The organism is Neotamlana laminarinivorans (assembly GCF_020523925.1).
Classification (GTDB): Bacteria; Bacteroidota; Bacteroidia; order Flavobacteriales; family Flavobacteriaceae; genus Neotamlana; species Neotamlana laminarinivorans.
Genome location: NZ_JAJAPW010000001.1, coordinates 186,109 through 199,312, shown reverse-complemented (window position 1 = coordinate 199,312; position 13,204 = coordinate 186,109). Strand labels below are relative to the sequence as shown.

The window sequence follows — 13,204 nt, the reverse complement described above, 5'->3', positions numbered from 1 at the left end:
ATGAAATGGCAAGCAGCTTTAAAGGATTATAAAACGTATTTAAAAATTGAACGTGGCTTATCGGAAAATTCTATTGAAAGTTATGCTCTAGACATTTTAAAACTTATTCAATATTTAAAAGCTAATAATATTGAATTTTCTCCTGTAAATATTAATACAGAAACCGTACAACGTTGTGTTTATGAAACCGCAAAACAACTAAACGCACGTTCTCAATCGCGCTTTATTTCTGGATTAAGAAGCTTTTTTAGCTATTTAGTTTTTGAAGATTATCGAGAAACCAACCCCGTAGATTTAATTGAATCGCCAAAAATTGGACGAAAATTACCCGATACACTGTCTGAAGAAGAAATAGATAACCTAATAAAAGCCATAGATTTAAGTAAACCAGAAGGCGAACGCAATCGTGCCATGTTAGAAACATTATATGGTTGCGGATTGCGAGTTAGTGAATTAATAAACTTAAAATTATCTGATTTATTTTTTGAAGAAGGCTTTATTAAAGTAACAGGCAAAGGCGATAAACAACGTTTTGTACCCATAGTTAATGCCACACAAAAATATATTAACATATATATAAAACACATTAGAAATCATCAAAAAGTACAATCGGGTTTTGAAGATACTTTGTTTTTAAACAGACGAGGCAAGCAATTAACACGGGCTATGGTTTTTACCATTATTAAAAATTTAGCAAAAGCTATAGATTTAAAAAAGAATGTTTCTCCACATACATTTAGGCATTCTTTTGCAACGCATTTATTAGAAAACGACGCCGACCTGCGTTCCATACAACTTATGCTTGGGCACGAAAGTATTACCACTACCGAAATTTATGTGCATTTAGATAAAAGCCACCTTACAAAAGTTATTGAGGAATTTCACCCAAGAAAATAGTTTTACAAATAACAAATCGAGTAAGTATAAACCTGCATTTTTTGCTTTTAATCGAAAATAAATTAAAGATTGGTAAGTAAATCATAAATTGGTTAACCAATTTAAACTAAACTAGAAATGAGAAAATTAAACTACATTGTTTTATTACTTTGTAGCATAATTAGTTATGCACAAAGCACTTACAACATTAACAATCCAGAAGATTTAGAAACTTTAACATTAGTTGCTGGAGACGAAGTTATTCTTGCAAACGGAACTTATACAACAGACGAACGTATTATTTTTAATGGCTCTGGTACATCTACAAACCCTATAACTTTTAGAGCAGAATCACCGGGTGGTGTAAACTTTACTGGTGGTTTAAAAATAAATATTTCTGGAGAATACCTAGTCGTTGACGGTTTTTACTGGAAAGGAGGCGAGGGAGCAAATAACCACATTCAATTTAGAAATGGCACCAATTATGCAATAAATTGTACCATTCAAAATTGTGCTATTGATGGTTTAGAACCCGAACCAGATGACCCAACTACAACAGATGAAGATGAATCTACCTCAAAACATCGCTGGATTGTGCTTTACGGCCAATATAACACCGTTTTAAACTGTTCGTTTCTGAATAAACGATCGCCAGGTGCCTTAGTTTTAGTAGAACTTTCATACAACTATGCTAATGCAGATGGTATAGTAGGCCACAACATTTCAAATAATTACTTTTATAATTTTGAAAAAAGAGATTCTGAAACAACTAATGCCGGAGATAGCGAAACTATCAGAATTGGAGCAAGTAGCTACCAAGCAGTTAATGCTAATGTTAGTGTAGAAGGCAATTATTTTAATAAAGCCGACGGCGAAAACGAAATAATAACAAACAAAAGTGCAAACAATATTTACAGAAATAATACATTTAGAGCTTGTAGAGGCTCGTTAGTACTTCGCCATGGCGCATCTGCAACTATTGATAGTAATTATTTTTTAGGGGAAAATGTTGAAGGAACGGGAGCTATACGAATTTCAGATAGTTATCATACCATAATAAATAATTATATACAAGATGTTATAAATGTAGACGCCCAAGCACAATGGAATAACGGTATAACCTTTTTAGGAGGCTCTGAATCTTCTGGTGGAACATCAAATGGATATCAAATTACTCAAGATGTTTTTATCGCTCATAATACATTTTATAATGTAAATGCCCCTCTATATTTTAACGATAGCAAAGGATCTACAGACCCAACAGGTACATTTATAAATAATTTATTTTACACCACACAAACCAATATTATTTCTGGTGCTTTCTCTACATTAGGAAGCGGTTTAAACTTTCAAAATAATTTATACCAAGGTACAAACCTTGGTGCCACACTTAACGCTTCAGAATTTAGCACAGGAGTTTTTGGTTTTACTCAAGATGATGAAATTTATATACCATCTGAAACAGGTTCTGCTGCTAATACAGCTATTACAACCTCTCCAATAGTAAGCTTTGATATTAAAGGATTAACAAGGTCTTCTTCTGAAAAAGATGTTGGCGCCAATGAAGTTTCAGGAGCCACAGGTAATGTAATATTTTCACCACATACCGATGCCATGGTTGGTAATGGTATTGGAAGCTGTTTTATAGGTGCTGGGGGTACATTATTAACTAATACCAATTGCACTATTGCTAATATTTCAAGCTTATATTTTACTAATTTAGAAACCTTTAGTATTAATGGTGGCACACAAAATACAGAAGTAACATCAAACATTAATTGGACAGTAACTCCTAGTGATTCTTGGATAAGTTTAAGCACAACTTCTGGAAGTGGTTCTGCAACAATTTCTATAACAGTTTCAGAAAATACTACAACATCCGAACGCCAAGGTACAATTACTTTTAACGAAGTTAACGGCTCTTTATCTCGTGTCCTGTCTGTTTCACAAACTGCTCCTCTTATAACAGATTTGTATAACTTGATTAATACAGGTGAAATTGATGATCCTGTTACAATTAATTCTTTTTCAAAAGAAGAAGTCAACGGTACTACAAAATTTAATTATGCCGCAAACACACTAGACAAAAATTTTAACACAGTTTGGGCTGCAGACGATGGCGATTTAATCTCTGGAGATTATAAAGGAGATGGTGAATATATAATTTATGATTTAGGGGATGAATATAGTCTAGATATTATTAGATATGCAACAACAAATAAAACCGATGCATTTGGATATCAGGTTTGGGTTTCAACATCTGGTTCAACAGAAGCTGAATTTTCCATGATAATACCAACTTCTGGCGATTTACAATTAACAGAAACAAATACTACAGAATTTAACACTTACCATGTTAACGCTACTGCTCGTTATGTGAAAATTGTTGGCTTTGGTAGATTTAATACTACTGGAACCACTAGAGAAAGTGTTTGGTGCGCATTAAGTGAAATTGAGTTCTTTGGCCAATCTACATCGCTTACTACGAGTACTGTTTCTAATAAAAATACTATTAGCTTATACCCTAACCCTATAACAAATAATGTTTTTTATTTTTATAAGAATAATTTAGAATTAGATACACTAAACGTTTATGATGTTTCGGGAAAACTTACTATAAAAAAAGCCCTAAACACTTCGAATAATATTGAAACTATTGATACAAGTTCTTTAGCAAAAGGACTTTACTTTGTTGAAATTAAGGGTAAAAACTTTAAAAGCTTGAATAAAATTATAGTAAACTAAAAATAAATACATGAAAAACGCTAGCGATGTTTGCTAGCGTTTTTTATGTATATATGAAAAAAGAAAATTATCTATTTCTATTTTGCAATATTTACTGCTCTTGTTTCTCTAATAACAGTAACTTTTACTTGCCCCGGATATGTCATATCTGTTTGTACTTTTTGAGATATGTTAAACGATAAATCCGCAGCTTTTTGGTCATCTACTTTTTCACTTTCTACTATAACACGTAGTTCTCTACCTGCTTGAATAGCATAAGCTTTTTTAACTCCATTAAAACCAAAAGCAATATCTTCTAAATCTTTTAAACGTTGTATATAGCTATCTAAAACTTGGCGTCTTGCTCCAGGGCGCGCACCAGAAATAGCATCACAAACTTGAATTATAGGCGCTAATAAAGATTTCATTTCAATTTCGTCGTGGTGTGCTCCAATTGCATTACAAACATCTGGTTTTTCACCAAATTTTTCTGCCCACTGCATACCTAAAATAGCGTGAGGAGTTTCCATATCTGCTTCTGCATCTGGCACTTTACCAATATCATGAAGTAAACCAGCACGTTTAGCTAGTTTAGGGTTTATGCCCAATTCTGCAGCCATAACACCACAAAGTTTGGCTACTTCACGCGAGTGTTGTAATAAGTTTTGCCCGTAAGATGAGCGGTATTTCATTCTACCAACCATCTTTATAAGCTCCGGGTTTAAGTTGTGTATACCCAAATCTATAACGGTACGTTTTCCTACTTCTATAATTTCTTGTTCAATTTGCTTTCTGGTTTTCCTAACCACTTCTTCAATTCTGGCAGGGTGAATTCTTCCATCGGTTACTAATCTGTGTAACGATAAACGTGCTACTTCACGACGTACAGAATCGAAGCATGATAAAATAATAGCTTCAGGTGTATCATCAACTATAATTTCTACTCCTGTTGCAGCTTCTATAGCTCGAATATTTCGCCCTTCACGTCCAATAATTCTACCTTTTACATCATCAGATTCTATATTAAAAACAGATACACAATTGTCTACCGCTTCTTCGGTTCCAATACGTTGTATAGTGTTAATAATAATTTTCTTGGCTTCTTGTTCGGCAGTTAGTTTAGCTTCTTCAAGTGAGCTTTGTATAAATGCCATAGCATCGTTTTTAGCTTCTCCTTTTAAAGATTCTACTAATTGCTCTTTTGCTTCTTCTGCTGAAAGACTTGAAATAACTTCAAGTTGTTGTACTTGGTTTTTGTGAAGTCTATCTATTTCTTCTTGACGCTTATCTAAAACATCTAAGCGATGATTATAATCTTTAATCTTATCTTCTAAGCTTTGACTTAATTTTTTGTTTTTAGACAGTTCACTAGATACTTGTGATTCTTTATCTCTAGTTCGTTTTTCGGCTTCAGCCATTTTTTTATCTCTAGCTAAAATAACTTTTTCATGCTCACTTTTTAGCTCAATAAATTTTTCTTTGGCTTGTAATATTTTATCTTTTTTAATATTCTCACCATCATTTTTAGCATCTTTTATTATTAAGGAAGCTGCTTTTTTTGCTTCTGCTAGAATTTGAGAAGCTTTATTTTTTTCTAATACTTTAGCTATTACAAAGCCAATAATTAGGCCTAACACTACACCACCTACTACAAATATAATTAAGTTATCCATCGGTTATTTTTGAAAATTTATATAAAAAAAGCCTGCATCGGTATAAAGTTTTGTATAAACTCCTTAAAAACAAGTTTAGGGCTAACAAGCTGATCAAGGGTCTGCTCGAGATACCATAAATGGCACTAGCAGCATGCTTTTACAACTTAAACTCACCCTTTTTAAAGAATTAACGTTGAGTTTATCAAAAAAAATAACCAATACAGGCAGTAACTTTTGTTTATTTAAAGAACGTTAAGATTGTAAATAATTTTCTAACAACTTATTTAAAGCATTTAGTTTTTGTTCTGTATGCTCGTTTACAATCGTATTATCAATAGATTTCTGTTCTACTTGAGATGCAAATTGTAAGGCACACATGGCCAAAACATCTTGTTTATCTCGAACAGAATAACTTTGCTCAAATTGTTTTATTAAAGTATCAATGCTTTTGGCCGATTTACGCAATCCTTCTTCTTGACTAGGGTCAATTGTTAAAGGGTATACTCTATCTGCTATAGATAGTTTTATTTTAAGCTTTGCTGACATTGATTTTTTATATTAATCTGAAAGTTGACCTATACAATGGTCTATTTCCCGAATTAATGCGTTTATTTTAAGCTTAGTTTCTCTTTTATTCTCGTCACTACCAAGTATTGCGTTTGTAATTTTTAAAGCTTCATATTTTTCTTCCCAATTTGCTAATTGCTGTTTTTGGGTTAAAATTTGTTGCTTCGAAGCTTCTAAATCATTGCTTAATTTAAAATTTTCTTGCTTTAAAAGCTCTAGTTGATGTAATACTTTGTTTATTTTGTTTTCTAACGAATTTACAATATCTTCAATATTACTCATTTACAAAAATCAATACTTACCTTACAAAGTTAACATACCTAAGCAAATTTTACAATTGTTTTTCAATAAAATTTAAAAACTACTGTTATACAAATTATAATTTTGCAATTGTTTAATTTTTAATCGTGCTTTGTGTTCTCGACCCAAAGTTTTAACTTAGCAGTAAAGTGTTTTATGAAATTAATTCGTGTCCTTTTTTTTGTTGTTCCTTTTGTATTTAATTCCCAAAACAACTACCCCCAAGACTATTTTGGTAACCCTCTAGAGGTGCCAATTATACTATCTGGAACATTTGCCGAATTACGTTCCAACCATTTTCATTCTGGACTAGATATTAAAACTCAAGGTCGAACAGGTTTAAATATTGTAGCTTCTGCATCTGGTTTTGTGAGCCGAATAAAAATATCGCATTACGGCTATGGTAAAGCCTTGTATGTTACACACCCTAATGGCTATGTTACGGTTTATGCGCATTTACAAAAATTTGCTCCAGAAATTGAAGCTTACGTAAAAAAGCATCAATATAAGGCAGAATCATACGAAATTGAGTTATTTCCGAAAGCTGAAGAATTAAAAGTTACTAAAGGTGAATTAATTGCTTATAGCGGGAACACTGGCGGTTCGGGAGGTCCTCATTTACATTTTGAAATAAGAAATAAAGCTGAACACCCCATAAACCCCATGTTGTTTGGTATAGATGTAAAAGATAGTTCATACCCTTTGGTACAATCTATTTTTGCGTATCCTTTAAATGACAACTCATTAATTAACGGAACCAACCAAAAGCAAGAGCTTAAACTTATTCCTTTAAAAAACGGTGATTATGTAGTTGAAAACATAAATGCTATTGGAGATATTGGTTTTGGTATTGAAACTATTGATAGACAAGATTTTTCAACAAACTCAAATGGTGTTTACAACATACAAACTTTTTTAAATGGTCGTAAAAATTTTGAAATTGATTTTAGTAAATTTTCATTTAGTGAAACTAAAAACCTAAATCAATTAATAGATTACGAACATTATATTAGAAACCGAGACCGCATTCAAAAATTATTTATAAGAAACAATACATTAAGTTTATACAAAGACGTTGAAAACGAAGGCTTTGTTTCCATAAAAGATAGTACCTATGCTCTATATAAAATTAGAGTAACCGATTTTAAAAACAACGAAGCTTGGGTCACCATTAATATAAAAGGTATTAAACCCGTCACAATAAATAAACCCGAAAAACCAATTACACCTTATTTTATTAAAGCAAACCAAGCTATTAATTTAAAAGAGGATAATATTTTGGTTAATATAAAACCTAATACTTTTTACGAAAATTTTTATATGAATTTTGATGTGAAAAACGATACCTTGTTTTTACACGAGAACATTTTACCAACAAAAAAAAGTTTTTCTATTAAATATAACATTAGGAAATACAATAATAGCGACCAACAAAAATTATACATTGCGCGTTTAACAGGTAAAAATAAAAGTTATAAAAGTTACACCTCTACAAAAAGAGAAACTAATTACTTAACCGCAAGTACAAAATTATTAGGCACTTATGTTTTGGCTACCGATAGTATAGCACCAACTATTAAAGCTGTAAATTTTAAAAATAAACAATGGATTAGCAATTTTAGATTTTTAAAGGTTTTTATTGAAGATAAAGAATCAGGTATAAAAAGTTATCGAGCTACCATAAACGGTAAATGGGTTTTAATGGAATATGAATACAAAAAAGATTTACTTACTTTCGATTTTAATGATATAAACCTAACTGAAACCACCAATAATTTAAAAGTAATTGTTACTGATAATGTAGGAAATAGTTCTACTTTTGAAACTACTTTTTATCGAAAATAAATTCATAAACATTTGAAACCAAAATTTCCTCTATTTTACGTTTTTTACTTACTGTGTACCTTAACACTTATTGCACAAAATGCCACTATAAAAGGTATTATTCTAGATGAAAACAATGCGCCCATTGAAAATGTAAATATTACAACCGGAAATTACGGTACACAAACCAACTCCAATGGGTTTTATTTGCTTACTATTCCGTCTAACAAAAATATAACTCTAGTTTTTACTCATATTTCTCATAAAAAAATTACAAGTACATTTAACTTAAAAAATGGTGAAGAAACCGAGTTTAATCCTGTAATGAGCACTTCTATAGAGCAAATTGCGGCAGTCATTGTTACAAATTCAACTCATAAAGAAGTCGAAGGTGTAGTTACGTTAAAACCCGAAACCATTAGAAAAATACCAGGTGCAAATGCTGGTGTTGAAAACTTATTACTAACACTACCTGGCGTTAGTAACAATAACGAGTTAAGTACACAATACTCTGTTCGTGGTGGTAATTACGACGAAAATTTAGTCTATGTAAACGGGATTGAAGTGTATCGTCCTTTTTTAATTCGATCAGGGCAACAAGAAGGATTAAGTTTTGTAAACACAAATTTGGTTCAAAATGTCGATTTTTCGGCAGGTGGCTTTCAAGCTAAATACGGCGATAAACTGTCTTCTGTTTTAGATATTACCTACAAAACACCCTACGAGTTTCAAGCGAATGCAGATATAAGTCTTTTAGGTGCAAGTGTTTCCGTAGAAAATATAAGCAAAGATTCTAAATTTTCAAGTATTGTTGGTTTACGTTATCGTGACAACAGTTTACTTGTAAATGCTAAAGAAACCAAAACAAATTACAATCCTGTTTTTGCAGATGCACAAGGATTTTTTAATTATAAGTTTTCTAGCAAATTCCATTTAAGTTTTTTAGGAAATGCCTCTTTAAATAAATACAATTACAAACCCGAAACTAGGCAAACTAATTTTGGAACATTTACAGAACCTATTGCTTTGGTTGTATATTATAGCGGGCAAGAAAAAGACCTATACCAAACACTTTTTGGAGCTTTTAAAGGTTCTTATTTTGTAAACGATAAGTTAAATTTACATTTAACAGCATCAACATATCATACTACAGAAGAAGAGTACTTCGATATTTTAGCACAATACAATTTAGGTGAAGTTAATACAGATATAGGTGATGAAAATTTAGGTGAAGTTGAATTTACTGAAGGTGTTGGTAGTCAATTAAATCATGGTAGAAACGATTTAGATGCACTAATTACTAATATTGAACACAAAGGAAATTTAAATATAAAAGGGCACAGAATTGAATGGGCTTTAAAATACACCAATGAAGACATTCGCGACCGGTTAGTAGAATGGGAAGTAATTGATTCTGCTGGATTTTCTATTCGTCCACCAAAATCCGATATAACAAACGAACAACCTTACCAACCTTTTACAGGTCCTTTAGAGCCTTACCAAAATGTAAGAGCAACTAACAACACAATTATTAACCGCGTTCAAGCTTATGCACAATGGAGCTATAGAAGTACCATAAAAAACAGCGATGTTTGGTATAATGCTGGAATTAGAACGCATAATTGGACTGTAAATGGAGATGGTATTACAAAAAATACCCAAACGGTTTATAGCCCAAGAGCGCAATTTGCTATAAAACCAGATTGGGAAAAAGATATGTTGTTTAGAGTTGCTGGTGGTTTATACTATCAACCACCTTTTTATCGTGAGTTACGAGACTCAGCTGGTGTTGTTCAACCTAATGTAAAAGCACAAAAGTCGTTTCATTTGGTTTTAGGTAACGATTATAGTTTCAAAATGTGGGTTCGTCCTTTTAAGCTTACCACAGAAATGTATTATAAAGGGTTAAGCGATGTTAATACCTATACTCTAGAAAATGTTAGAATAAGATATAGAGCAAATAACAATGCTAAAGCCTATGCCTACGGTTTAGATATGCGACTTAACGGAGAGTTTGTTCCGGGTACAGAATCGTGGTTTAGTTTTGGTTATTTAAAAACAGAAGAAAACTTAGATAATCGTGGTTATATTGCCAGACCAACAGACCAACGTTTAAAATTTGCTGCCTTGTTTCAGGATTATATACCGAATATGCCAAACTTAAAAGTGTATTTAAACTTAGTGTACAATACTGGTTTACCAGGCGGATCACCAAGTTATGCCGATCCTTATATTTACCAAAACCGCTTACCTGATTATAAACGTGCAGATTTAGGGCTACAGTATGTTTTAGTAGATAACCAAAAGCAATTTAATAAAGGATGGAAAAAGCCCTTTAAAGAATTATCTTTTGGTTTTGAAATTTTTAATATGTTCGATGTTCAAAACTCTATAACCAATACTTGGGTAAGAGATGTTTATACTAAAACACAATATGCTATCCCGAATTATTTAACACCTCGTGTTTTTAATTTAAGAACTCGAATGCGCTTTTAATTTCCACTAATTAATACTTAAATTTTCAGAGAATACGGCTAACGTATCTGTACCACTACCCGTTAAGCGTTGAACATGAACTTCAATATAATCTCCATTAGCTAAACTCACATTTGCATTAAGAGATATACTTTGAATTTGAGAACTACTATTAATCTCAATTATTGAGTTAGATTCAATTAAAGCTGTCCCGTTTTTTACTAAATAGAAAGCGTAAAAATTACCGTTTGCTCCAGAAACCCTAACCGACATAGATGTATTAATGTTAAATTCTCTTTCCTTAACACCATCATAAATTAATCTATTATCTCCTCCCGCACTTGTAAACCTGAATAAACTATTTGCCGTAAAAGAAGGCACTAATGGTTCCACTTCATAACTTGTTCCCGTACTGGTTATTGATTGGGTAAAACCTGTGGTTAAACTTCCATCATAATAAAAATTACCAGTTGCAACGCCATCAGTTTCAACCGGAATTCCTGGGCAATCTACATCCCAATCTCTGGTAAAGTTATAACCTGCGTAAGGAGAACTACCGTTAATGTAATTGCCTCCACCATAAAAATCTACAGTACGAATAGTAAAACTTCCTGATGTAGAAGTTATTCCAGTTACATCTACAGCAGCGGTTGCCCCTACTACCTCACTAAAACCACCTTGTTTTGCAATTACATCAAAATTACCTGCAAAAGTTTCGTAAATTCCACCGTTAGTTCCATTCCAACCTAAAGTATTTAATAGTAATTGATTAATATTAGTGTAAACTATACCAGAGGTATTACCTAAAAATTGAGCAGTACTAATAAAAACAAGGTTAAAATTTGAAATTGCTCCCACACTACCAGAGCTCACAACAAAAGAATCTCGAAATATTAAGTTTTCTGATCCTGTACCATTTAAGTTAAACACTGCTCCTGGGGTTATTAGTGTAAGATTTCTAATAGAGCCACCTGCAGCACCAGAGAAAATAGCACCAGTACCTATAAGTACATCTTCATTTGTATCTTCGCCAGCAATATAGGCATCATTTAAATTTATAGGAAAAGCTAAATTAATGGTTCCATTTATTTCATAATATGTATCTGTGTTAAGTAGATATTCTATACCTCCACCAGCAGCAAGTTCATCTGCTAAATCGGCAACGTTTTTTACTAATTTGTAATTATCTCTTAAAACTGCATTTCCTAATTCAACCCAATTTGTTCCAGTTGCATCGTAATAATAAAATGCATCTTCATCGGTATCAAACACTAAAAGTCCTTCGGCTGGTGTTGCTATAGCAAGACGTTGCACTGTAGTCATTCTAGGTGTTAAAACACCTTGGGTTGTAGATTCTATATCTAGAATAGAAGAAACATCGGGTGTAGTTGTTCCAATTCCAACTTGTGCATCTACTTTTAATGAAAGTAAAAGTAATACAGATAGGCATATTAAAAAGTGTAATTGTTTCTTCATAACTTAGTTTAATTGAATTTATCAACATTACTAAGTTAACGATTTTTCATACATCAATAAAATATTGAAAGATTTTTAACATATCAAAAATCAATATAATTCTTTCAAAACTTCAACTACATAATCTATTTCAGCTTTTGTATTGTATTTACTAAATGAAAATCTTAACGAAGGCTTTTGCAATTCCGTTTCATTCAAAATTTCGGTTAAAACATGCGACTTTTTTTCACTTCCGCTTTGGCATGCACTTCCCCTTGAGCAAGCTATACCTTTTAAATCTAGTTGAAACAAAATCATATTCGATTTTTCTGCTAAATAAGGTAACTGTACATTTAGTATAGTGTAAGCATTATTATTTAAATTGCTACTAGTGCCGTTAAAATCAACGTTTGGTATTTTATTTTGTAATTGCTCTATAAAATATTGTTTCAAGTCTGTTATGTAACTTGTAGTACTTTCTAAGTTTTTATCAGCCATTTTTAAAGCCGTTTCCATACCTACAATATTGTGTAAATTTTCTGTGCCGGCACGCAAACCCCGTTCTTGCTCGCCACCTATTATAATAGGTTTTAAATTTGAATTTTTTCTAACAAAAGCAAAACCTACACCTTTTGGACCGTGAAATTTATGCGCAGAAGCAACAATAAAATCAATGGGGATTTCTTTTAAATTAAGTTTATAATGCCCTACAGACTGAACCGCATCGCTATGAAATAAAACATCATTTTTTTTACACAAATTAGCAACCTTTTGTAAATTTAAAACATTGCCTATTTCGTTGTTTATATGCATTAAACTAACCAAAGTTTTAGCTTCGGTTTGCATTAATGTTTCCAGATGAGTTAAATCAATATCTCCCCTAATATCCAATTTTACATAACTTACTTTTACACCATAATTTTCATGTAACATGTTAACCGTGTTTAAAACAGCATGATGTTCTATTTTAGATGTAATAATATGCGTTACATTTAAATTATTAACAGCGCTTTGTAATATTAAATTGTTAGATTCTGTTCCGCCAGAAGTAAATATAATTTCACCAGGCTCTGCATTTAAATGCTTTGCTATTGTATTTCTAGATTTTTCTAATAAAACTTTAGATGATCTCCCAAAACTATGCGTAGACGATGGGTTTCCATAATTATTTTTTAAAACTTCGGCCATGGCATCCACCACTTCATCATGTACTTTTGTAGTTGCTGCATTATCAAAATAAACTTTTTTAATCATCTAAATAAACGTTTAACTTTTGTTAAAAGTAAACCTCAAAAATACTTCAAATAAAATTATTATCAATAAGCTGC

At 31.9% G+C, this 13,204-nt stretch carries 9 protein-coding genes and 1 other RNA gene; 4 read left to right on the top strand and 6 right to left on the bottom strand.

Annotated features, from left to right (window positions below; translation table 11 throughout):
- A complete protein-coding gene (gene xerD / locus LG649_RS00940; RefSeq protein WP_226540007.1) occupies positions 1-897 on the top strand; it encodes a site-specific tyrosine recombinase XerD in 897 nt (298 codons plus the stop codon).
- 117 nt (positions 898-1,014) lie between these two features.
- Positions 1,015-3,621: a chondroitinase-B domain-containing protein gene (locus LG649_RS00935; RefSeq protein WP_226540005.1), complete on the top strand. Its 2,607-nt coding sequence runs from the start codon at positions 1,015-1,017 to the stop codon at positions 3,619-3,621.
- Between the two features lie 77 nt (positions 3,622-3,698).
- On the opposite strand, the gene rny is transcribed toward LG649_RS00935, so the two are convergent.
- The 4 genes from rny to LG649_RS00915 all read right to left on the bottom strand — a co-directional run bounded on the left by rny (position 3,699) and on the right by LG649_RS00915 (position 6,104).
- Positions 3,699-5,273 carry a ribonuclease Y gene (gene rny / locus LG649_RS00930; RefSeq protein ID WP_226540004.1) on the bottom strand — a complete coding sequence of 525 codons (1,575 nt, stop codon included), beginning with the start codon at positions 5,271-5,273 and terminating at the stop codon, positions 3,699-3,701.
- Positions 5,274-5,329: 56 nt separating this feature from the next.
- A non-coding RNA gene (ssrS, locus tag LG649_RS00925) (6S RNA) lies at positions 5,330-5,454 on the bottom strand.
- Positions 5,455-5,507: 53 nt separating this feature from the next.
- Positions 5,508-5,801 (bottom strand): cell division protein ZapA, encoded by a 294-nt coding sequence (locus LG649_RS00920; protein ID WP_226540002.1) that lies wholly within the window; start codon positions 5,799-5,801, stop codon positions 5,508-5,510.
- A 12-nt stretch (positions 5,802-5,813) separates the two neighbouring features.
- Positions 5,814-6,104 carry a hypothetical protein gene (locus LG649_RS00915; RefSeq protein ID WP_226540000.1) on the bottom strand — a complete coding sequence of 97 codons (291 nt, stop codon included), beginning with the start codon at positions 6,102-6,104 and terminating at the stop codon, positions 5,814-5,816.
- 174 nt (positions 6,105-6,278) lie between these two features.
- On the opposite strand from LG649_RS00915, the gene LG649_RS00910 reads away from it, so the two are divergent.
- A complete protein-coding gene (locus tag LG649_RS00910; protein ID WP_226539990.1) occupies positions 6,279-7,967 on the top strand; it encodes a M23 family metallopeptidase in 1,689 nt (562 codons plus the stop codon).
- 12 nt (positions 7,968-7,979) lie between these two features.
- Positions 7,980-10,442, top strand: a complete 2,463-nt coding sequence (locus LG649_RS00905) for a TonB-dependent receptor (RefSeq protein WP_226539987.1) — start codon at positions 7,980-7,982, stop codon at positions 10,440-10,442.
- Between the two features lie 6 nt (positions 10,443-10,448).
- Here the strand turns inward: LG649_RS00905 and LG649_RS00900 are convergent, their stop codons facing one another.
- Together LG649_RS00900 and LG649_RS00895 are read right to left on the bottom strand one after the other, a co-directional pair.
- Positions 10,449-11,897, bottom strand: coding sequence for a hypothetical protein (locus tag LG649_RS00900; protein WP_226539978.1), 1,449 nt, complete (start codon positions 11,895-11,897; stop codon positions 10,449-10,451).
- 90 nt (positions 11,898-11,987) lie between these two features.
- Positions 11,988-13,127, bottom strand: a complete 1,140-nt coding sequence (locus LG649_RS00895; RefSeq protein WP_226541078.1) for a cysteine desulfurase family protein — start codon at positions 13,125-13,127, stop codon at positions 11,988-11,990.
- Positions 13,128-13,204: the final 77 nt, after the last annotated feature.